Origin of the sequence: Rhizobium leguminosarum, assembly GCF_004123835.1 — a bacterium.
In the GTDB taxonomy this organism is placed as follows: domain Bacteria; phylum Pseudomonadota; class Alphaproteobacteria; order Rhizobiales; family Rhizobiaceae; genus Rhizobium; species Rhizobium leguminosarum_M.
Genome location: NZ_MZMU01000002.1, coordinates 296,144 through 316,544, shown reverse-complemented (window position 1 = coordinate 316,544; position 20,401 = coordinate 296,144). Strand labels below are relative to the sequence as shown.

19 protein-coding genes are annotated in these 20,401 nt (G+C 60.6%); 11 read left to right on the top strand and 8 right to left on the bottom strand.

The annotated features are described in order from the left end of the window. Position 1 precedes the first annotated feature (1 nt). Both B5P46_RS02915 and B5P46_RS02910 read left to right on the top strand, forming a co-directional pair. Positions 2–1,411: an FAD-binding oxidoreductase gene (locus B5P46_RS02915; RefSeq protein ID WP_129417382.1), complete on the top strand. Its 1,410-nt coding sequence runs from the start codon at positions 2–4 to the stop codon at positions 1,409–1,411. Beyond that, on the top strand, positions 1,408–1,989 hold the full coding sequence (locus B5P46_RS02910) for an NAD(P)H-dependent oxidoreductase (RefSeq protein WP_129417381.1): 582 nt from the start codon (positions 1,408–1,410) through the stop codon (positions 1,987–1,989). Before B5P46_RS02915 ends, B5P46_RS02910 begins: the two co-directional genes overlap by 4 nt. Here the strand turns inward: B5P46_RS02910 and B5P46_RS02905 are convergent. After that, entirely contained in the window at positions 1,986–2,375 is a 390-nt protein-coding gene (locus B5P46_RS02905; RefSeq protein WP_129417380.1) for a RidA family protein, read from the bottom strand. The two genes, B5P46_RS02910 and B5P46_RS02905, sit on opposite strands and share 4 nt — an antisense overlap. A 338-nt stretch (positions 2,376–2,713) precedes the next feature. Here B5P46_RS02905 and B5P46_RS02900 point away from each other — a divergent pair, with 338 nt between their 5' ends. The 4 genes from B5P46_RS02900 (at position 2,714) to B5P46_RS02885 (ending at position 5,756) form a co-directional block, all read left to right on the top strand. Beyond that, on the top strand, positions 2,714–3,601 hold the full coding sequence (locus tag B5P46_RS02900; protein WP_129417379.1) for an AraC family transcriptional regulator: 888 nt from the start codon (positions 2,714–2,716) through the stop codon (positions 3,599–3,601). 267 nt (positions 3,602–3,868) lie between these two features. Then, positions 3,869–4,267, top strand: a complete 399-nt coding sequence (locus tag B5P46_RS02895; protein WP_129417378.1) for a GlcG/HbpS family heme-binding protein — start codon at positions 3,869–3,871, stop codon at positions 4,265–4,267. A gap of 55 nt (positions 4,268–4,322) precedes the next feature. Next, on the top strand, positions 4,323–5,126 hold the full coding sequence (locus B5P46_RS02890) for an SDR family oxidoreductase (RefSeq protein ID WP_129417377.1): 804 nt from the start codon (positions 4,323–4,325) through the stop codon (positions 5,124–5,126). Positions 5,127–5,207: 81 nt separating this feature from the next. Continuing rightward, positions 5,208–5,756 carry a nuclear transport factor 2 family protein gene (locus B5P46_RS02885; protein ID WP_129417376.1) on the top strand — a complete coding sequence of 183 codons (549 nt, stop codon included), beginning with the start codon at positions 5,208–5,210 and terminating at the stop codon, positions 5,754–5,756. 180 nt (positions 5,757–5,936) lie between these two features. Here the strand turns inward: B5P46_RS02885 and B5P46_RS02880 are convergent, their stop codons facing one another. Together B5P46_RS02880 and B5P46_RS02875 are read right to left on the bottom strand one after the other, a co-directional pair. Next, positions 5,937–7,814, bottom strand: coding sequence for a HAMP domain-containing methyl-accepting chemotaxis protein (locus B5P46_RS02880; protein ID WP_129417375.1), 1,878 nt, complete (start codon positions 7,812–7,814; stop codon positions 5,937–5,939). 162 nt (positions 7,815–7,976) lie between these two features. Then, the gene (locus B5P46_RS02875; RefSeq protein ID WP_129417374.1) at positions 7,977–8,165 is read right to left on the bottom strand and encodes a hypothetical protein; all 189 of its coding nucleotides are present in this window, start codon (positions 8,163–8,165) and stop codon (positions 7,977–7,979) included. 76 nt (positions 8,166–8,241) lie between these two features. Between B5P46_RS02875 and B5P46_RS02870 the strand changes: the two genes are divergently transcribed. Next, on the top strand, positions 8,242–8,958 hold the full coding sequence (locus B5P46_RS02870) for a 4'-phosphopantetheinyl transferase family protein (protein WP_129417373.1): 717 nt from the start codon (positions 8,242–8,244) through the stop codon (positions 8,956–8,958). Here the strand turns inward: B5P46_RS02870 and B5P46_RS02865 are convergent. The 3 genes from B5P46_RS02865 to B5P46_RS02855 are packed head-to-tail and all read right to left on the bottom strand — an operon-like array spanning position 8,931 to position 14,510. Further along, positions 8,931–10,283 carry a lysine N(6)-hydroxylase/L-ornithine N(5)-oxygenase family protein gene (locus tag B5P46_RS02865; protein ID WP_129417372.1) on the bottom strand — a complete coding sequence of 451 codons (1,353 nt, stop codon included), beginning with the start codon at positions 10,281–10,283 and terminating at the stop codon, positions 8,931–8,933. The two genes, B5P46_RS02870 and B5P46_RS02865, sit on opposite strands and share 28 nt — an antisense overlap. After that, on the bottom strand, positions 10,280–14,272 hold the full coding sequence (locus B5P46_RS02860; RefSeq protein WP_129417371.1) for a non-ribosomal peptide synthetase: 3,993 nt from the start codon (positions 14,270–14,272) through the stop codon (positions 10,280–10,282). The genes B5P46_RS02865 and B5P46_RS02860 overlap by 4 nt, the downstream gene beginning before the upstream one ends. Positions 14,273–14,291: 19 nt before the next feature. After that, positions 14,292–14,510 (bottom strand): MbtH family protein, encoded by a 219-nt coding sequence (locus B5P46_RS02855; protein ID WP_129417370.1) that lies wholly within the window; start codon positions 14,508–14,510, stop codon positions 14,292–14,294. A 205-nt stretch (positions 14,511–14,715) separates the two neighbouring features. On the opposite strand from B5P46_RS02855, the gene B5P46_RS02850 reads away from it, so the two are divergent. The 3 genes from B5P46_RS02850 to B5P46_RS02840 are packed head-to-tail and all read left to right on the top strand — an operon-like array spanning position 14,716 to position 18,322. Then, a complete protein-coding gene (locus B5P46_RS02850) occupies positions 14,716–15,705 on the top strand; it encodes a GNAT family N-acetyltransferase (RefSeq protein ID WP_129417369.1) in 990 nt (329 codons plus the stop codon). Continuing rightward, positions 15,702–17,123, top strand: a complete 1,422-nt coding sequence (locus B5P46_RS02845; protein ID WP_129417368.1) for an MATE family efflux transporter — start codon at positions 15,702–15,704, stop codon at positions 17,121–17,123. Before B5P46_RS02850 ends, B5P46_RS02845 begins: the two co-directional genes overlap by 4 nt. 11 nt (positions 17,124–17,134) lie before the next feature. Next, on the top strand, positions 17,135–18,322 hold the full coding sequence (locus B5P46_RS02840; protein ID WP_129417367.1) for a PLP-dependent transferase: 1,188 nt from the start codon (positions 17,135–17,137) through the stop codon (positions 18,320–18,322). Here the strand turns inward: B5P46_RS02840 and B5P46_RS02835 are convergent. Continuing rightward, entirely contained in the window at positions 18,213–18,872 is a 660-nt protein-coding gene (locus tag B5P46_RS02835; RefSeq protein ID WP_129417366.1) for a sigma-70 family RNA polymerase sigma factor, read from the bottom strand. The two genes, B5P46_RS02840 and B5P46_RS02835, sit on opposite strands and share 110 nt — an antisense overlap. Before the next feature lie 163 nt (positions 18,873–19,035). Between B5P46_RS02835 and B5P46_RS02830 the strand changes: the two genes are divergently transcribed. Beyond that, on the top strand, positions 19,036–19,527 hold the full coding sequence (locus tag B5P46_RS02830; RefSeq protein ID WP_129417365.1) for a GNAT family N-acetyltransferase: 492 nt from the start codon (positions 19,036–19,038) through the stop codon (positions 19,525–19,527). Positions 19,528–19,610: 83 nt separating this feature from the next. Here the strand turns inward: B5P46_RS02830 and fhuF are convergent, their stop codons facing one another. Next, a complete protein-coding gene (gene fhuF, locus B5P46_RS02825; RefSeq protein WP_129417364.1) occupies positions 19,611–20,399 on the bottom strand; it encodes a siderophore-iron reductase FhuF in 789 nt (262 codons plus the stop codon). Positions 20,400–20,401: the final 2 nt, after the last annotated feature.

Here is a 20,401-nt window from a genome sequence, read left to right as displayed (position 1 = left end):
CATGGCCGATTATCAGAAGATCAAAAAAGAACTCGAGGGCATCGCCGTTGAGGACAACCCGGCGCTGGTGCGCCAGAAGAGCCGGGATTTCTATTGGTACTCGCCGATCCTGAAGGCGCAGCTCGACAATGTTTCCGCCGATCTCGTTGTCACGCCGAAGACCGAGGACGAGGTCATCCGGACGCTGAAGGTCGCCTATGCGCATGGCGTGCCGGTCACGCCGCGCGGCGCCGGCACCGGCAATTACGGCCAGGCCATGCCGCTTTCCGGCGGTATCGTGCTGAACCTTGCGGCGATGGACAAGATCAAGGAGATCCATCCCGGCCGTGTCGTCTGCGAACCGGGCATCGTACTTGCCCAACTCGACAAGCAGACCAAGGCCCATTCCGGCCAGGAGCTGCGCTTCCACCCCTCCACCGCGCAGACGGCGACGGTCGGCGGCTTCATCGCCGGCGGTTCCGGCGGCGTCGGCTCGATCACCTGGGGCGGCTTGCGCGACCTCGGAAATATATTGCGCCTGCGCGTCGTCACCATGGAAGCCGAACCGCGCGTGCTCGATCTCACCGGCTGGGATCTCCAGAAGGTGAGCCACGCCTACGGCACGAACGGCATCATCACCGAGATCGAGATGCCGCTTGCACCCGCCTATGACTGGGTCGATGTGCTTGTCGGTTATGACGATTTCATGGAGGCGGTGCGCTTCTCCGACGCGCTGGCGAAATGCAATGGCATTCTCGTCAAGGAGATCGCGCCGATCGCAGCTCCCATCCCTTACGACTATTTCACCCGCCACAAGCCCTATATCCGTCAGGACCAGTCGATCGTCGTACTGATGATCGCGCCACATTCCATGGATGCCTTTCTGGCTTTCACGGCGGCGCAGAAGGGCGAGATCATGTTCCGCTCCGACAAGGTGGAAAGCATGCGCGGCATCCCGCATGCCTATGAGCTCGCCTGGAACCACACGACATTGCGTGCCCTGAAGGTCGATCCGAGATTCACCTATCTGCAGGTTCAATATCCGGGACCCGATCATGTCGCCAAGGTCCGGAAGATGATGGAGATCTTCGGTGACGAAGTGCCGGGTCATCTCGAATTCATCAAATTCGACGGCCAGATCCAGTGCTCCGGCCTGCCGCTGGTGCGTTATACCACCGAGGAGCGGCTGGAGGAGATCATCAAGATCCACCAGGACAATGGATGCCCGATCTTCAACCCGCACCGCTATACGCTCGAAGAAGGCGGCATGAAGCGCACCGACGCGGTGCAGCTCGCCTTCAAGCAGGAAACCGATCCGAAGGGCCTGCTCAATCCCGGCAAGATGATTGCGTGGGAAAATCCCGATTTCGATTTCAATGCCGGCAAGAACTATCTCTTCCCCGGCCTGGCGGCCCTGATGGAGGCCTCATGAGGGTTCTCGTCCTCCACTCTCACCCGGTCGAGGAAAGTTACGGCAAGGCGCTTTACCGGCAAACCGTCGAGAGCCTGCAGAAGGCCGGGCATATGGTGGATGGCTGCGACCTCTATGAAGAGCAGTTCGATCCGGTGCTCTCGCGCCACGACCGACTCGCCTATCACGACTATCCGGAAAATCTGAAGCTGGTGGAATCGCATGTCGAAAGGTTGAAGGCGGCCGAGGGGTTGGTGATCTGCACCCCGATCTGGAACTTCGGCTTTCCGGCGATCCTCAAGGGATATTTCGACCGAGTCTGGCTGCCGGGCGTTTCCTTCGAGCTGGTCAACGGCAAGGTGGAATCGCGGCTGCGCCACATCCGCAAGCTTGCAGCCGTCCTGACCTACGGAGCAACGCCCTTCCGCGCCTTTGCAGCCGGCAATCCGCCGAAGAAGATCGTCAAGAGGGTGTTGAGGGCGCAGATCAATCCGGTGAGGCCGGTGACGTTCCTCGCCCATTACGACATGAACAATTGCACGCCGGAGACGCGGGCAAAATTCCTCGCCCGTGTCGGAGGCGCGATGGAGCGCTTTTAGAAGATTTTCGCGGCCGTAACCTCGACTTCGACCAGGAACTCGGGGCGCGTAAAGCCGCCGATGACGAGCAAGGTGGAAACCGGCTTCGGATCGAGCGTATAGCGATCTCGCACGGCCATATAGGCCGGGAAATCCTCACGGCGGGTGACGAAGCCCGAAATGCGGATGACGTCGGCAAAACTCATTTCCGCCTCTTCGAGGATCGCCTTGATCGCCTCGAAGCAGAGTTCAGCCTGAGCACTGATATCGCTCGGAACAGTATTGTCGAGACCGATACCAAGCTGACCCGACGTGACCAGAAGCGATGCGCCGGGCGGCACCAGCAGGCCGTGATTGTAATTTCCAAAAGGCCGGCGCACCGAGGCCGGATTGAAGGTCTTCTTCATCGATCTCTCTGAAATATTCCCATAGGTCCGCAGATCCCGCGACCCTACAGGATGCGGCGGGATATGAGAATATCGCCGTCTTCCACGATGTCTTGCGACAAAAGAGGCAGGAAGACCGTGGCAGCATCACTTCGGGCTATTGGACTTGCGCTCGCCTGAATTTCAGGCAAAATCCTGATAGTAATACGCGGGCCCCTGACAGCAGGGCGGCGTGCCTGAAAAATATTCCTTTAATAAATCAAAGATGATTGCAGATTGATGGCAGCGTGGCGGCGGAAATCGGCCAGCCGAGACTGAACAATTCGAGTTTAGATCTGTCTTCGCGGCATGGATGCGACATGACTTTCGTAGAATCGCAAGGGGACAAAAAGTATCGGACCAGCGAGCGAGTGGGCGGGCTCGTTGAGTGCTCATCGCTGCAGGTCGAGCTCCGGCGTTTCGATCCGGGCTGGCAGGTCGACCTTACACTCGAATGCACGGAGATAGCCGTCCTGCTCTCGGGTCAGTCGAAGATCAGGTGGACTGGTGACGGTCACCAGCAGGAGGCTATCGCTCGCCCCGGCGTCGCCTGGATATGTCCGGCGGGTGTCCATGAGAGTGATGTAGAAATCATTGGCACCATGCCCGAGTCCCTGCACATCTTCCTGCCGCCGTCGCTCGTCGGTGAGAGCGCGCTTTCGAACTTTGATATCGATCCGGCCCGGGTGCAGCTCGCCTATGCGGGCGGCGTCCCCGATCCCATGGTGTTGCAGATCGGTCAGCTCTTTCGCGGTTTGTTGAATCGAAGTTTAGAAGCGACCGATCGACTCTTCCTCGACGGGATTCAGATGGCGCTGGTGGCGCACCTGCTCGGCACCTATTCGTCTGGTCGGTGGCATCCTGCCGCGCGGGTGCCGACCATCGATCCAAAAAGGCTGCAACGCGTCTTCGATTTCATCGAAGCCCGCATCGCCGCACAGATCTCGCTGAATGACCTTGCTGCCGAGGCCTGCCTTAGCCCCTTTCATTTTGCCCGTATGTTTCGCAAAGCCACCGGCCTGACCCCGCATCGCTACGTCACCGAGCGACGGATCGAGGCGGCTAAGGAAAAGCTGCGGCTTGCGCGATCCTCGCTCGTGGAGATCGCGCTCGATACCGGCTTCGGCTCGCAGGCGAATTTCACCCGCGTCTTTCGCAAGATGACCGGCTTGACGCCCGGCCAGTACCGCACGCTCATCACCGGTTAGAGCAATTCCAGGAAAAGTGCGAAGCGGGTTTCCGTCCGGAATTGCGTAAAACAAAAGGATAGAGCGGTTCTGCGCTTTCGTTAAAAGCTGAACCGCTCTAGCGATATCCGCTTGCCGGAGAAGTTCGCCGTTCGTGCGAGCACGCAGGAGCGCAAGATTTGCACATAGCGCAGCAAGAGCTGAAAATACTGCAAAACTCTTTCCGGCCTACAGCTGTCTCATCGAACGGGGAGCACTCATCCCCAAACGAAAAGAGGAGGCAGGCAGATGATTACCACCGACCAAGCTCGCAGGATCATCGCCGCAGGCGAGGCGCGGGCTCAAGAAATCGGCGTGCCGGTCAATATCACGGTCCTGGACGCCGGAGCCCATCTCAAGGCGTTCAGCCGAATGGACGGCGCAGTGCTCGGCTCGATCGACCTTGCTATGGGCAAAGCCCGGACGGCGGTATTGTTTCAAACTACAAGCGAGGCCGTCTGGGAATATTGCAAGCCCGGCGCTCCCGCCCATGCCCTCGAATTATCCAACGGCGGCCTGGCTCCCTTTCCTGGTGGCATCTCGCTTTTCGCCCGCGACGGCACGGTGATCGGCGCCGTTGGCGTTTCCGGCGGAGCGGTGCCGCAGGATCTCGAAATCGCGCAGGCAGCGGCTGCAGCCGTCGCGTGATGCTTGTGCCAGTCCCTGATTTTGACCAACCCCAAAGTATCGAAAGGAATGTCGCATGACCAAGACCATTTTGATCACCGGTGCAGGCTCCGGCTTCGGCAAGGCTGCCGCCATCGGCATGGCCAAGAACGGCCACAGCATCATCGCGACCACGCAGGTCTCGTCGCAGGTCACGCCGCTGCGTGAGGAAGTCGCCGCCCTCGAACTCAAGAATTTCCGCGTCGAGCGTCTGGACCTGACCGACCCCTACGATATCAAGCAGGCGCAGGGCTGGGACTTTGACGTCCTCTGGAACAATGCCGGCATGGGCGAAGCCGGCCCGGTTTGGGAAATCCCGATCGAGCTCGTTCGAAAGAACTACGAAGTCAACGTTTTCCTGCCGCTGGTGCTGACCCAGGGCGTCGTGCAGAAATGGGTGCGCGAACGCAAGAGGGGCAAGGTGGTCTTCACGTCCTCGATGGGCGGCCTCTTCACTCCGGCCAACTGGGGCACCTACGTCTCCACCAAGCACGCTTTGGAAGCGATCGCCGAAGCGCTGCAGCAGGAACTCGCCCCTTATGGCATCAAGATCCAGACGATCAATCCGGGCGCCTACTACACCGGCTACAACGAAACGATGGCCGACAATCCGTTCCGCTGGCTGGACGACAGCAAGAACTTCACCAAGCGCGCAGATCTGCGCAAGGGCTTCGACGATTTCTTCGCCACCCCCGAAGGTAAGATGGACCCGAAGGAAATGATCGACCGTATGATCGACGTCGTCCCGGCCGACACCGGCAGGTTCCGCAACGTGGTTCCGAAGGTGGTCGAGGACATGCTGAAGGAGCATCAGCTGAGAGCCTGGGAAAACCAGATCTGATCAGCGTTTTTGGCGGCGAGCGCTGCAAGCGGCACCCGGCCAGCGGGTGTCGCGCCACCAACCCGATCCTTGGAGGAACCCATGTCCACCACCGCAACCGCAACAGTCCGCAGCCAGGAATCCTTTGTCCGCCGCATCTTCAACGCTGCCCTCGGCATCGCCGCCACCATATTGGCTCTGGGTGGGCTGGAAGCGCGCGCTGCACCGCAGACGCTGACCGAAACCGAACGCCGCAACAAGACGACCGTCGAGGCTGGCTTTGAAGCGTGGGCGGCCGGCACAGGCAGCCCTTATGACCTCCTCGCCGACGACGCCCGCTGGACGATCGAGGGCTATTCGCTGGCATCGAAGACCTATCCCAGTCGCGAGGCGTTTTTACGCGAAGTGATCCGCCCGTTTAATGCCCGCATGAAGGCGCCGCTGAAGCCCGCGATCCGCAACGTCTATGCCGACGGCGACACTGTGATCGTCTTTTTCGACGCCCGCGGCATCGCCCGCGACGGGGAGCCCTACGCCAACACCTATGCCTGGTTCCTCGACATGCGCGACGGCCGTATCGTCCGCGCCTCGGCCTTCTTCGATTCGGTCGTGTTCAACGCGTTCTGGACCCGCGTGACGCCGGCCGAATAGCCGGAACGGCCACATACTGGATCCATGCAGCAATCAGAAACCAACCTGCCGGCAGTGAAATCGCTCTCTGGCCAGTGCTCCGGGAACGAACGCGACTGGAACCGCTGGATGCATATGCTCGGCAATCATCAGGACGGCATTCAAGTTATCTCGTGTATTCGATCTGGAGTCGGTTGTGCTTCATCTTTGCGTCACGCGCCGCGAAGCGACCAAGTGGATTGGCCTGTTGCCTTCAAAGACCCGTCCGCTGCGCTGCCCGTCCGCCGCGCTTTTGTCGCCGTCCAATTGAAACTGGTTGACCAGATCCCGCAGGCGGCCTGCCTCGGAGGACAATGAGGCAACGGCAGCCGTCGATTGCTCGACCATTGCCGCATTTTGCTGGGTCGCCTGGTCCATTTGATTGACGGCCGTATTGATCTCGGCAAGTCCAGTCGACTGCTCGCGCGCCGATGTGGCAATCGCATCCATGAGTTGGTTGATCTGGACAACGTGCTCACCGATCGACTTGAGCGAGGTTCCGGTTTCAAGAACCAGTTTCACGCCATTTTCCACATCGGCGGATGACTTTTGAATAAAGCCTTTGATTTCCTTGGCCGCTTGAGCGGCACGCTGTGCGAGCTCACGGACTTCCTGGGCGACAACGGCAAAACCCTTGCCCGCCTCACCCGCACGGGCAGCCTCAACGCCGGCATTCAGCGCCAGGAGGTTGGTCTGAAAGGCGATTTCATCAATTGCACCGATGATGTTCGAAATCTGCTGTGAACTGTCCTCGATGCGTCGCATGGCCCCTTCCGCCTCCGAGACGACCGCTGCCGACCGCTGAGCGCTGATATCGGCTTCTTTGGCGACATTGCGCGCCTCCTCGGTGCGTTTGGTCGCCATCGTCACATTCGACGTGATCTCTTCCAGGGCTGCGGCCGTCTCCTCGAGAGAGGCGGCTTGTTGTTCGGTACGCTTGGAAAGATCCTGCGCGGCAGATGCAATCTCACCGGTACCATTATCGATGCTGTATACCGTCTCGAGCACGGCGCCGATCGTCGCGCCCAATTGACGGAGCGAAGCGTTAAAGTCTTCGCGCAAGGCTTCGTATTCGGCCGCAAATTGCTCCGAAAGCTGGAAGGATATGTCACCTGATGCAAGCCGCCGGAGGCCTTCGCCCAATGTTGTGGTCGCGAAGCGCAATTGTTCCGCCTCGCGTTCGGCGCGCTGCTGGGCTGCGGCGCGCGCTGCCTCGCTCTCGCTGCGGGATTCGGCGGCTTCCTTCTCGAGCCTGACGACGTTGAGAGCATTCTGCCGAAAGATTTCAACCGCGCCGGCCATCTCGCCGACTTCGTCGGCGCGACCGGCATAGGGAATATCGCTGTCAAGATCGCCATCCGACAAGCGCCTCATAGCGGAGGCGATGCTTCGGATTGGGCTGGCGATGCCCGAAATGGCAAAGAAGATGCCGGCCACGGCAAGAAGCACGGCCAGCGCTGCGATCGTGGCCGTCAGCATGAAAGCGGATTGTGCGGAAGCACCGCTCGCGGCCACAAAGCCTTCGGCCTGGCTGAGAATAAAAGCAGCCAGATCTGCCACCGCCTTGTTCACCAGCTCGGCTTGTGGCTCCATATTTTCCTTGAAGAAGCGGATTGCTTCAGGCGTCTTTCCGTCATTTTCAAACGCAATCATCTGCTCTGCCAGCGCGCGATATTTGGCGAGTTCCGGCTTGATCTGATTGATCAGTTCGCGCCCCCGCTCGGTGCGGACGCCTTTTTCGTATTCGGCGACAACTTTCTCGAGCGTGGCAACGGCGGCATCGATTCGTTGCTGCCCGACATTCCGCTCCTCCGCTGTATCCTCCAGGAGGTAATGGGCATGGACCAATTTCAGGTCGAGGAAGTCATCCTTGATCTCGCGAGCCGTCACAAGCCGCTGCATCCAGAAGGTCCCGATCTGCTCAGTATTGCCGCGAAGTGTCGAAATCGTGCTCAGCGAGACATAGGACAGGCCAACCAGGAACAGGCTGATGATCGACAGCTTTAAGATCAGGGCTTGCTTGATACTCGGGCGCTTCATGCGGGTCTCCTCGAAGGTAGCTGGGACGACCGGCGTGCCGGCTGATGCAAGATCTCGCACCAGATTCAATAATTTAGTATTAACTAAACAATGGTCCCGCTCTCTTTCCTAAGATCTTCTGAGCAGATCCATACTTCCGCGATCAATTAGACACCCTGCGACTTAGAGTTCCTGGAAAGCCAATGAAATAGGAGCCATGGCGAGCGAAAATGTCAGCACCATCAGGTTTCGATACCAAGAAACGGATCGGTCGACATTGATTCGGATCGGCACGATCTGGTCATCTTCGCCACGGAGAAAGAGCGTTGGAATGCCAATCGCCTTCAGGGCGGGAACCGCCGATCCGCTCACGCAGGTGTCCTGCCGTCTGTGACGTCGCAAGCACCTGCATGCTTGCCAATCGGTCCGCGGAATACATACTGGATCCATGCAGCACTCAGAAAACCAACCTGCCGACATTGAAATCGCGCTCTGGCAGTATTCCGAGAACGGAGGCGACTGGAACCGCTGGATGCAGTCGCTCTCGTCGGATGAACGGGATCGCGCCGCGACCTACCGGTTCGAGCGAGATCGGACCTCGTTCATTGCCGGCCGGTATCTCCTGCGGCGGCTGTTGAGCATGCATACCGGGACATCGCCGAGCAAGCTCGTATTGTCTGCAGACAAGCACGGCAAGCTAAGGCTTGGGGGAGATGGCAGGCTGCAGTTCAGCCTCGCCAATGCCGACGGGCTTGTGGCGGTTGCTGTCGCTTCAGCATGTGACCACCTGGGAATAGACTGCGAACGCGCCGACACCGAGATCGAAGCGACGGCAGTGGATAGCTATTGCAGTGCAGACGAACGGCGCTGGCTCGCGGAATTGCCTGCGTCCGAACGCGGGCGCGCGGCCATTGCACTTTGGACCCTGAAGGAGAGCCATCTGAAGGCACTCGGCGTCGGGCTGCACGAGGATCCCCGCAATGTCGCCTTTTCCTGGAAGGATGGCATCCCCGTCATGGTCGGCGGCGATCGCGATCGGCGCTGGCATCACCGTCTGGTCGAAAGCGGCAGCCAGCACGTCGTCGCGCTGGCTGCTTGCTCTCAATCCGGGTCCCCCGGCATTTCGACGCGCCTGTTTCAGGACGATAGCATGCCGTCCGAATAGCCGGCTCGGAGCTGATGAGGCAGTGCGGAAGTTGTCTCCGTCGCCCAGGCGAGTTGCCCATTGTCGGGTTCCGCATCGAAGTGCTGCCGGCCGAGAAGCGCATTGACGATGGTTGCGCTGCGCCAGGCCATGAGGCTGAGCTGAGAGTCGGCGATACCGTGCGAGTATCGCCCTGCATTCTGCGCAAACAGCCGGTTGGCCCTCGGACCCGTCCACTGCATCGTGTAGTCGTCATTGAGAAGCGGATAGCCGTTTCTGTCGAGCGTTATCCTGTCGCCCAGCGAGCCGAGAGCATCGGGCAATCGGAACCGGTAGCCGGTTGCCAGAACCACCGCATCCGCATGCAGCACCTCGATCCCACCGTCGAATTGGTTCCTGACGATGAGCCGATAGGCATTGCCGTTCCGCTCCATCTGGATCACATCACGATTTGGGGCCAGAGATGCGTTGAGCGTGCTCGGCTCGAGATAACGCAACGCATAGAGGCGTCGATAGATCGCGTGAATCGTCGAAATCGACAAGCCGTCGCTGGTCAGGATCGAGTTCTTCAAAGCGGCCTGCTTCTGCTCGCCGCCGAGCTTCAGATAGGCCTGCACGTATTCCGGTGAGAAGACCTGGTTCGAAAACGGCGTGTCGTTGATCGGCTCGAAATTGTGACGCCGGCTGATCCATGTCAGCTCCGTCATGGAATCGGGATCGGCAAGCAGGGCTTCGACGACCTCGCCGCCGCTTTGACCGCCGCCGACCACGACGATGCGGGCAGCGCCGAGATCGCTGAGACGCGATTTGGCCTCGCTGTTGTGAAAGCAATCAGCACCCAGAAACGGTTTTGCCCAGTCGGGCACGAAGGGCGAAGATCCCGTGCCGATCACCAGGTTTCGCGCTTCTTCCTGCCCGTTGTCGAACCGCAGGAAGAAGCGGTCGTCGCGGTGCTCGACGTCGCGGATCTCCGTGCCAAAGCGCAACCCGTCCAGGCCGTTGGCGACCCAGGCGAGATAACGTGCAAACTCCTGCCGGGGAACGGCCTCATAATTGGCGTTCAGGAAAGCGTAGAGCCTCTTATGGGCAACCAGATAGGAGACGAATGACCAGCGGCTGGTCGGCAGGACCGGGGTGACGAGGTCTTTCAGAAAGGACGATTGCAGTTCGACGCCGGGCATCATCATGCCCGGATGCCAGTCGAACGCTTCTCGCCGCTCGAAGAAACGGCTTCTGATCTCAGGTGCCGACTCGAACAGGCAGGCGAGGCTCAGATTGGAGGGGCCGATGCCGATGCCGGCAATATCCAGCGGCTCGGCATCCCTGCGGGCAAAAGCGACGGTCATGCGATATCCTTCTCTGTTTCCTTGAGACGCAGGGCAAGCCTTGAGTGGAAGGCGGGAGACCCGATCATGTGCAGATGGTTGGTGCCGGTGATGATTTCGGCCGCACGCGCCCGCGGCGACAGGCGGCGCCAGTCGATCAGATTGAGGCCGCGGTTGAGGCTGTCGTCGGCAGCCCAGGGATAGATCGGCACATCGTGGGGAACCAGCCGGTGCTTGCGGAAGATCAGGGCATTGTCGATCAGCACCCAAAACGTATGCTCGCGACTGCTGATATCAGGCCCGTCGTTTGGAAGCGGGTCCTTTTCGTCGCCGACAAAGCGCAGGAACTGATCGTAAGTATCCGCGTCCATCGTCGACAACAGCCGGTCCCATTCGGGGCGCATCGCCGTTTTTCCAAGCCATGCCTCTACGTCTCGATGAAGCTCATCGCGCTCGCCCGGCCGGAACCTCGGCTTTGCTCCGATCGCGAATTCCGATCCGAGATCGCAGACGTCGACCATTGCCGTCATCCTGACGTCGACCTCATCACCGAGGGCGCGGGCGGCCTCGTAGGCCAGAAGCCCGCCCCACGACCAGCCGAGGAAATAGCAGGGCGCTCCCTGGCTATGCATCCTGATGTAATCGACATAGCTCTCGATGATCTCTTCGACCGGAGCGCCGACTGCCTTTTTCTCGGAAAGCGAGTGGCAAATGAAGCCAGTCGCCGGCTGATCGGCTCCGAGATAATCGACGAGCTTGACATATTCACGGGTGCTGACGAGAAGCCCCGGAAAGCAATAGAGCCGCGGCTTGGCGCCGGAAGCACGCAACACGATCACTTCCGAGATATCCCGCTCGTCGCCCTGCTCCACCACGCCGGCAAAGGAGCGTATGGTCGGGTTGTTGAAGATATCGGCGACGGTGAGCGGGGTTTTCGGCCGGCGCTGCCGCAGCTGCGAAAGGATGCGGATCGCGCCCAGCGAATTGCCGCCGATCGCGAAGAAATTGTCCTCGACGCTGATCGCTTCCAGCTTGAGAACCTGCCGCCAGACATCCAGCACCTCTTCTTCAAGCGCGGTCGTCGGCTCGACGATGGCACGCTTGACCGGCTGCGGCGCCGGCAGCGCGAAGCGATCGAGCTTGCTGTTCGGATTGGTCGGCATTTTTTCCAGTTCGACCACGGCAGCCGGCACCATATAGGACGGCAGGCTACGTTCGAGACCGGCGCGGATCGTCTCGACGTTCAACGTCTCGTCCTTCTTCGGAACGACGTAGGCAACGAGCGCCTTTTCACCGCCGGCATCGTCATCGCGCAGGACGACCAGAGCTTCGCCGACGCCGGGTTGCTGAAGCAGAGCCGCTTCGATCTCACCAAGCTCGATCCGGTAGCCGCGAAGCTTCACCTGATGGTCGACACGACCGACGAATTCGACGGTTCCGTCATCACGCCAACGCGTCAGGTCGCCGGAGCGATAAAGCCTGCCGCCCTCCGTGAAGAACGGATCGGGGATGAAGCGGTCCGCTGTCGTGTCCGGCTTGCCGAGATAGCCGCGTGCGATACCCTCGCCGCCGATATAGAGCTCGCCGGTGACGCCGATCGGGCAAGGATTGAGATCGGGGTCGAGCACATAGACCCGCCTTAATCCGACAGCACGACCGAGCGGAGCATAGACCCCCTGAAATTTCGTGCCGGCCCTCACCTTCCAGACCATCGGCGTCATGATCGTTTCGGTCGGACCGTAGCCGTTGATCAGCCATTCCGATTTCAGCGCCCGCGACAGAAGATCGAAGGTCGGCTGCGCCAGCCCCTCGCCGCCGAAGGAATAAAGCCGCATCGGCGGCGCGCCGTCGGTAATGTCAGCCCATTCCGCCAGTTGCTGCAGATAGGTGGTCGGAATGCTCGCATTGTTGGCGCCGTGCTTGCGCATGGCCGTCAATGTCTCTTCCGGCGTCCACAGCGGCTGGTCGGGAAGAATGATGCTGCCACCCTCCATCAGCGGGTTCATCCATCGCTCGTGCCCGCCATCCGAACTGAAAGGCAGGAACGGCAGCTCGCGCGACGCCGAGCTCATACCGTAGACACGCGAGGTGTTCTGCAGATGGTGCGTCAGCGGACCGTGCTCGACGGCCACGCCCTTCGGCAATCCGGTCGATCCGGAGGTGTACATGACATAGGCGAGCTGATCCTTGTGGATCGGAACATTAAGCGGCGCATCCGGCTCGCCGTCGAGGTCGATCTTGTCGAGTTCGAGGATAATGGTGTCGAGCTCTTCCGGCAGCCGATGGCGAAGCCAGCTATGGGTCAGAACGATTTTGACACCGCCATCGCGCAGAATGTGATGGTTGCGGACCGGCGGATGGTCGGGCTCGACCGGGATATAGGCGCCGCCCGCCTTCAGTGTCGCGAGGATCCCGACGATAGCCTCCGGCGAACGCTTGATGAAGATGGCGACCGTCACCTCGGCTCGAACGCCCAGATGCCGCAACCGATGTGCGAGGCGGTTGGTGCTGGCTTCCAGCCAGCCATGGCTCCACTCCTCGTCACCATAGACGATCGCCGTCTTCTCCGGCGTCTGGCGCGACTGGGCCGATATCAGCTCGTGGACCGGCCTGTCATCGTTGACCACCTCGTCTTCGTAAGGCGCCGACAACCAGTCGAGCTCGTCACTCCCCACCAGTTCGATGTCCTTGATCCGCACGTTGTCTCGCGCGACGATCTGCTCGAGCACGAGGCTGAAATGCCGGGAGACACGGGCAATCAGCGCGCTGTCATAGAGATCCTGCGCATAATCGATCAGCCCGGATGCAGCCCCATCCAGACGTGCCTCGATCACCAGGGAAAGCTCGCTGTCGGCGCGCGCACCCAGTGGTTCCAGATTGGTTGCGTGCCTGGGGACCGGATACGGCTCGCGGAATTCGAACAGCGCCTTGACCACAGCTTCCTGGGCAGCCGCTTCATCGACGACCAGTTCCTGGGTGATGCGCTCCAGCGGCACGAGCCGGGCAAGGCCCTCCTCCGTCGCCGATGAGATCGCCGCGATGACATCGTCGAGAGAGCTTCTTGATGTCAGCGACAGGATGAGGGGAAGAACCTGTTCGGCACGGCCGCGGTTCGCAAGGTATTCCTTCTGCGGCCGCGCGATCAGGAGCCCGGTCAGCAAAGCATAGTTGCCGCTGTAGCGCGCCAGCAGCGCGCAAAAGGCGGCGTGAAGCACGCGCTCGACCTGATATCCCTTTTGCTGCGCATGTCGCCCGAGCTTTTCCCAGAGATCGGGCTCGATCGAAAATCGATGCTGAGCGCGCGCCACACCTGCCAGCCCGCCGCTGTTGAAGCGGGTGGGAAAGGTCGAGGCCGAATAATCGAGACCGATCGTGTTCCGCCAATAGGAGAGGGATTCCTGCGCCTGCTCCGTCTGCAGCCACTCAGCCTCCCGCGTTCCGGCCAAGATTTCGGCCGGCTGCGTGTCGCCGGCAGGTGCGCCATCGAGAATTCGCGTCAGAGAGCCGGCGAGAATAGACTTCTCGCGGTCGTCCGAGATCACAGGATGAAGCAGGATCGCCAGAAGCGACTGCCCATCGGCAAGCAAGATAATCTGAACACGCGCCGGCGGACCAGCAAGGAGATCGAAGCGCCGGTCGCGGAAGGCTTTCTGGGCGGCCAACGCATCGGCCTCCGCAAGAGCAGCGCCTTCGCCGACAATCTCGATCGGCACTGCGTTCAAAGCGCCGCAGTATTGCTCGACGCGGCCGCCCGCCAGCCGGCGGAACCGGGTGGCAAGCGACGGATGTTGCGCCACGAGCATCCGGCAGGCGCCGGCAATCGTCTTGACGTCGACCGCCGGGCTCAATCGCAGCGAAATGACCTGGTCGGGAAACACCGTGTCGTTGCCGATCTGCTCCAGCGACCAGATACGCTTCTGCGCGATCGTCAGCGGGAAGCTCTCGAAGACCGCGTCCGTTGCGACATCGGTCGGGTAGGCATCTGCGAAGTTTGTGATCTGTTTGTTCATCCGTGCCATCCAGCCGTTTTCAGAGACGCGCATCGCCGGCGATTGCCGAGCGCAAGGAGAGGGCGCGCGGATCCGTCCAGACGTCAGCGATATGCGCCAGGCATTTCTGGCGCGAACCGGCAAAGCCCGCCGGCTCCCAGCCCAGGGGAATCCGCTTGTCCTGCGGCCAGACCGAGTAGCGACGCTCGGTGTCGATGACGGCGATCCAGAGATCGTCGTGAGGTTCAAGATTATCCATTCGCAGCTCCTGCGGTGATGATGGTCATGCGCAAGTGACGGATCCGGCAGGCTGCAGTTTAGAAAATTGATGAGAATTTATTTCTTCGCTTACCCCTAAACCCAGCGAGAGATGGTTCGTCATTCTACTAAATCGGCGCAAGAGTACGCTTCATGCTCGCAGCGCCAAAAGCCCGGCCGGTCCTCGACCGGCCAAGGAGAACGTCATGGATTTCGACGCCGTCAAACAAAGGCGCGCTCTGCAGTCGCGCAGCTACGTCAGCCTCGCCCCCAATCTCATCCACCTCAAGACCGCTTACGGCCACCACGAAGCCACATTCGAGGTTGAGGCCGGCATCGCGTCGGTGACCTTCTACCATGGCGATCCGGTGCAATCGGCGGAGCTTCTCATGGCGGCCGCCGAAGCCTTAACGGCAGAAGATCGCTCGATCACCTCAGTCGTTTTCGAAGGGCATCAGGCAAGCCTCCCGCCGCATATTGCGGATGCAGGCGGAAGGCTCGATTCGGCGATTCTGTGGCAATGGCCCTCACTGTGGCTGCCGCAGCTGTCCTATCCGCTGCCGCCCGTGCAGGAGATGACCGCGGGCCGGTATCATCCGCGTCGACCCGCAAAGCCGAAGGGCACGATCTACAGGCGTTTCATCCCTTGGCTGGAACGGGAAATCACCTTCACGGTGGCCGATCCGGAGACCGATCTTGCAGCATTTCATCGCTGGATGAACGACGAACAGGTCAACACGATCTGGGAGGATGCGGGTTCGATCGACAAACATCGGGAGATCCTGGAAGAGAGGATCGCCGATCCGCATGTCCTGCCGCTGATCGGCAGTTTCGCCGACATCCCCTTCGGCTATTTCGAGGTCTACTGGGCCAAGGAGAACCGGCTCGGTCCCTTTTACGATGCCGACGACTATGATCGCGGATGGCATGTCGCGATCGGCGAGCCCGATTATCGCGGCAAGAAATGGATCAGCGCATGGCTTCCCTCGCTGATGCATTTCATCTTCCTCGACGATCCGCGCACGAAACGCATCGTCGGCGAGCCGCGCGCCAGTCACGAACAGCAGATCCGCAACCTCGATCGTTCCGGTTTTGCCAAGGTCAAACATTTCGATTTTCCGCACAAGCGAGCGCTCCTGGTGATGCTCGGCCGCGAGCGTTTCTTCGGCGATCGTCTTTGGGTGCCTGCATCATGAACGATATGAGCGACGTCAGCGGCAGCTTCCGGAGACGGCAGCGTCTCGCACCGGAAGACCTTGCCAGTCCTGAGCTTCTCAGGCTGCTGCTTCGGCTCGGACTGCCGGCCATGTTCGGCCTGTCGATCAATGCCGCCCATCACACGATCAACATGATCTTCGTCGGGATGATCGGTGAAGACCAGATCGCGGCGATCATGATCGTCCTGCCGGTCCTCATGCTCATCGCCGCCTTTGGCGAGGGGATCGGCGTCGGTGTCGCAACGGAGGTCGGACGCACGCTCGGAGCCGGCAACCGATCCCGGGCCGGCGCCATTGCCTCGATCAGTCTTGCTGCCGGCGTCGTTTTCGGCGCGGCAAGTGCCATCGCAATCGTCGCATTTCCAGATTTGCTGCTGTTCGGCGCCACGCCTGCCCTTCAGCCGCTCGCACAACATTATCTGATGATCGTTGCGGTCTCGGTGCCGCTGACGATGGCGCAGATTATTCTCGATTTCCTGGCGATCGCAGAGGGCAATGCCCGCTTCAGCATGTGGACGCTGGTTGCCTGCTTTGCGCTGAACATGATCCTCGACCCGATCATGATCTTTGGCTTCGGCCTCGGCCTGCAGGGCGTTGCAATCGCAACCATCCTGTCCCAGCTCGTCGCGCTTTGCATCTATGCTGCCTACCACGCCAGGCGACTTGGCACGGTCCGGCTGACGTTTGGCTGGCGGTGGGGAGATATCGGTTATCTCAGACCTGTCCTTGCTGTGGGCGCACCGACGACGCTGACCAGTCTCGCAACCGCAGGCGCGATTGCGGCCGTGGTATCGCTCGCCGGCACCTATCACGGAGAAGCCGGCATTGCCGGCGTCGGGATTGCCTTGCGGCTGCTGGCGGTCGGAACCCTCCCCGTCATCGGCATCTCACTCGGAGCCCAGTCGATCCTGAGCTTTGCCTGGGGTCGAGGCGACACAGCCAGGATGCTGTCGGCAGCCCGTATCCTCACAGTGGTCACCAGTGCGGTGAGTGGAGCATACGGGTTGGGGGCGCTCGTTTTCTCCGAAGAGCTTGCCTCGTTCTTCACCGGCGACGCAGTGGTGATCGGGATCGCAGCGCAGGCGATCATTGCGACCCATCTTCCCCTTCTGCTGTTCGGCCTGCGGCAAACGGTGCTGATCCTCTTCCAGGCCCAGGGCAGACCGAAAGCGGCGGTTGTCATCGGTCTGGCGCAGAATGGCTATCTTCTCTTTCCGCTGCTGGCTCTTCTGCCGCCGTTCTTCGGCTTTTCAGGTTTGCTGGCAGCAATGTTCCTGGCCTCGGCCTTGACCGGCCTGCTGTCGGCCGTCTGCCTGGCGAGGACGCTCAGCGCGCTCCGGCAGCGCTCTGCCGACCATCTGACCTCCATCCGTCCATATCCCAGCTTTTGTCCATGAGAGGATGACCCATGAACCAGTCGATCAACCCGCACGACCTTGGCGCCCATGCGGTCGCTGACGATCTCTTTACGCCTGTCGATCCGGCGGCATTCAACGCTGTGTCTCCGCCGATCTTCCAAACGTCGCTCTTCACTTACGACAGTTACGAGGTGATGGAGGATGTTTTCGCCGGCCGCACGCGCAACTACATTTATTCGCGTGGCGACAATCCGACGGTCCGCGAATTCGAACTCCTGGTCGCCCGCCTCGAGGGCGCAGAGGATGGACGTGCCTTCTCCAGCGGAACGGCCGCCATTACATCGACAATTCTCAGTCTTGTTGAGGCGGGAGACCGGGTCGTTGCGGTCCGCCATCTCTATAACGATGTCTACCGCCTTCTGGTGAAACTGCTTGCCAGGCTCGGTGTCGCGGTGGATTTCGTCGATCCCGCCGACCACGACGAGGTCCGCAAGGCGCTGTCGGGTGCCAAGCTGCTCTACCTTGAAAACCCCACATCCTTCGTCTTCGAGCTTCAGGACATTGCGGCGCTGTCGGCCATGGCAAAGGAGGCCGGTGTTACCACCATCATCGACAATTCCTGGGCAACGCCGCTGTTTCAGAAACCGATCCAGCATGGTGTCGATATCGTCATTCACGCCGCCTCGAAATATCTCGGCGGTCACAGCGATACGGTCGCCGGCGTCGTCGTCGGCTCGAAAGAGGCCATCGCCAGGATCAATGCGACATCCTACCCCTATGTCGGAGCCAAACTGTCACCGTTCGAAGCCTGGCTGCTGTTGCGCGGCATGCGCACGCTGCGTGTCCGTCTGAAGGAGCACGAGCGCAGCGGACTTTTGCTGGCCGACCGGCTGAAGGAGCATCCCGCGATCGCACGCGTTCGACACCCGGCATTTCAGGACCATCCGGGGCGGGCGACGCTGACGGGTTATGCCGGGCTGTTTGCCTTCGACCTCAATCCCGATATCGATGTCGCACGTTTTGTGAATAGCCTTCGCGACATCCGCCTCGGTGTCAGCTGGGGGGGGCCAGAAACGCTGGTGGTCCCCGCCAAGGTCGCGCTGCAGATCCCCGACCGGATGACCTCCTTCATCCGGTTCGGCGTGAGCGAGCAGACGGTTCGTTTCGCCGTTGGCCTGGAAGAGCCGGAACTGCTTTGGAGCGATTTGCAGCAGGCGCTGCACGCGGCGAAACGCTAGGCTCCTGTCGGTGTGCATGATCGGGGCGGAAGGCAGGTTCGGCGATCGCCAGATGGCAATGTTCCTCTGCCGCCTTGATCATGAAGTTGACGAGGGTCCTTGAGACGCCGAGTTCGGCGGCAATATCCTTCTGCGGCACGCCGTTGAGGCGATGGCGAATGAAGGCATCGTTGGTTCGCTTCGGCAGCGCCTCGAGCGAGGCAAGCACATTGCGCAGGGTCTCGGCAGCGACGAGCTGGTCGAGCACGGTGGGGACGGGCGCCGTGATCTCTTGAATCTGGTCTATCGACCTATGGTTGTTCATCTTCTGGCGTCGCCGGCGGCTCTCATCGAGTGCGAGATTGTAGACCATCCGGAAGGCGTAGCCGATCGGGCAACGAATGTCGTCGGTTTTGACCCCATAGGCTTTAATGACTCCATCTTGAAAGATATCCTCGGAATATGACTTTGATTTGACAACGCTTTCAATCGTTTTAAGGAGCTTGTCCTTGTTTTCGATCATGGCGTTGACCACGGCATTTCCGTTCACATCACGATGCAATGCGTGCATTGTCCTGTACCCTTTTTACAAATGGAAAATCAGGCGCTGTCGTTGCTGGCCGGTTCGGTCTTGGGCTCCTTTTTTGAGCTGAAGTACACGATTTGATTGCAGTGTCTATTTTAAGGTGATAACAGGAGTCAAGTTTAAATCGACCGATCGGAGGCGAGAAAAAATGGGAAGAACAGTTGAGATCCAGACCGGCAAGGCGGAGCTCTGCCGATCGATCATGGGGGCTTTGCCCGACTGGTTTTCAGAACCTGAGGTTATCGAAGCGAGCGCCCAGGCGATCGAAGATCTGCCGGTGTTCGGCTATGTCGAAGCGGATGTCGTGACCGCGTTGATGGCCTTGAAGCCGCACCCGCCCGGCGCCGTCGAGATCGCGCTGATCGCGACACGACCCGAACATCACGGTCGCGGCGCCGGACGCCATCTCATCGATGCGGCCGAACGTTTCGGCCATGAATCGGGTGCGCGGCTGCTGACGGTCAAGACGCTCGCCCCGCGCGGCCTCGACGAACCGCAATTCGAGGCGACGCGGCGCTTCTATGACCGGAACGGCTTTGTGCGGGCGGAGGTCTTTGCAAAGCTCTGGCACGAGGACCATCCATGCCTGTTCATGGTCAAGCCACTCGCCGACGTCGAGGCAGGTGAGGCTACGCTTTGAGACGACGAGACTTTCTGCTTGGCGCGCATTGGCAATAACTGGTGCGCAGGGCACCCGTCTCTGCACGCGGCGGACGATAGGAGCTAGTGGCGCCCCTCCGGCAGCGGGCAGGCTTCGCCGCAGCCGCCGACGCCCGGCAGATTATAGCGCAGGCAGCAGACTTTCCGGCGCACGAATTCGAGCCCGCATTGCTGGCGCGCCATGCGGATCATGCCGAACATCGGGTTGCGCCCGCCGCCCGGCCATTGAGTGTCTTCCAGCAGCGCCAGGCCGCCTTCGACGAGGTCAGGCTCATGGCGATGAGCGATCTCTTTCAGAATCCAGGAGAGATAGGCCGCAACATTGTTCCAGAGGAGCTTCGGAGCGACGCCGGCGTTGGCGGCAATCGCCGCGACGAGAGGTTCGGCGTGACCGCGCATCAGCCGGTGAAGCTCAGCGGCCGGATCGGTGGTCACTTTGGGCCCTCCGGACATCACGAATGCTTCCGGTTCGCCTGTCTGTTCGTTGCAGACGAGCGAAAGCCGATCGATCCCCAGCGGCAGTCCGATGCGGTGCACGAACATATGGACGCTGGGGGCGATGGTCAGCATGCTGAAATAGTAGAGCGTCCACATGGAGACGATCGCACGACGGTCGCTGCCTGAAAATTTTTGCGCATATCGGTCAACGATCTCGTCGAAGATCGCTCGGTCGCAAAGATCCCTGCAGGGAATGACGGTGCTGGCCGGCGGTGGGGAACTGACGAGCTTGCCACCGCAATAGGAGAACGGACCGTCGCCCACCAGGGCGTCTAGATCGACGGCCTGATGAGCGACGGGGTGTTCAGCGATCAACGTCGCCGGCTGGAGCGCTCCATTCGTCTCCGCCGCCATGT

Excerpts from the sequence above, each read along its gene's own strand:
- B5P46_RS02915 (WP_129417382.1), top strand. The coding sequence starts at position 2 with ATGGCCGATTATCAGAAGATCAAAAAAGAACTCGAGGGCATCGCCGTT.
- B5P46_RS02910 (WP_129417381.1), top strand. The coding sequence starts at position 1,408 with ATGAGGGTTCTCGTCCTCCACTCTCACCCGGTCGAGGAAAGTTACGGC.
- B5P46_RS02905 (WP_129417380.1), bottom strand. The coding sequence starts at position 2,375 with ATGAAGAAGACCTTCAATCCGGCCTCGGTGCGCCGGCCTTTTGGAAAT.
- B5P46_RS02900 (WP_129417379.1), top strand. The coding sequence starts at position 2,714 with ATGACTTTCGTAGAATCGCAAGGGGACAAAAAGTATCGGACCAGCGAG.
- B5P46_RS02895 (WP_129417378.1), top strand. The coding sequence starts at position 3,869 with ATGATTACCACCGACCAAGCTCGCAGGATCATCGCCGCAGGCGAGGCG.
- B5P46_RS02890 (WP_129417377.1), top strand. The coding sequence starts at position 4,323 with ATGACCAAGACCATTTTGATCACCGGTGCAGGCTCCGGCTTCGGCAAG.
- B5P46_RS02885 (WP_129417376.1), top strand. The coding sequence starts at position 5,208 with ATGTCCACCACCGCAACCGCAACAGTCCGCAGCCAGGAATCCTTTGTC.
- B5P46_RS02880 (WP_129417375.1), bottom strand. The coding sequence starts at position 7,814 with ATGAAGCGCCCGAGTATCAAGCAAGCCCTGATCTTAAAGCTGTCGATC.
- B5P46_RS02870 (WP_129417373.1), top strand. The coding sequence starts at position 8,242 with ATGCAGCACTCAGAAAACCAACCTGCCGACATTGAAATCGCGCTCTGG.
- B5P46_RS02865 (WP_129417372.1), bottom strand. The coding sequence starts at position 10,283 with ATGACCGTCGCTTTTGCCCGCAGGGATGCCGAGCCGCTGGATATTGCC.
- B5P46_RS02860 (WP_129417371.1), bottom strand. The coding sequence starts at position 14,272 with ATGAACAAACAGATCACAAACTTCGCAGATGCCTACCCGACCGATGTC.
- B5P46_RS02855 (WP_129417370.1), bottom strand. The coding sequence starts at position 14,510 with ATGGATAATCTTGAACCTCACGACGATCTCTGGATCGCCGTCATCGAC.
- B5P46_RS02850 (WP_129417369.1), top strand. The coding sequence starts at position 14,716 with ATGGATTTCGACGCCGTCAAACAAAGGCGCGCTCTGCAGTCGCGCAGC.
- B5P46_RS02845 (WP_129417368.1), top strand. The coding sequence starts at position 15,702 with ATGAACGATATGAGCGACGTCAGCGGCAGCTTCCGGAGACGGCAGCGT.
- B5P46_RS02840 (WP_129417367.1), top strand. The coding sequence starts at position 17,135 with ATGAACCAGTCGATCAACCCGCACGACCTTGGCGCCCATGCGGTCGCT.
- B5P46_RS02835 (WP_129417366.1), bottom strand. The coding sequence starts at position 18,872 with ATGCACGCATTGCATCGTGATGTGAACGGAAATGCCGTGGTCAACGCC.
- B5P46_RS02830 (WP_129417365.1), top strand. The coding sequence starts at position 19,036 with ATGGGAAGAACAGTTGAGATCCAGACCGGCAAGGCGGAGCTCTGCCGA.
- fhuF (WP_129417364.1), bottom strand. The coding sequence starts at position 20,399 with ATGGCGGCGGAGACGAATGGAGCGCTCCAGCCGGCGACGTTGATCGCT.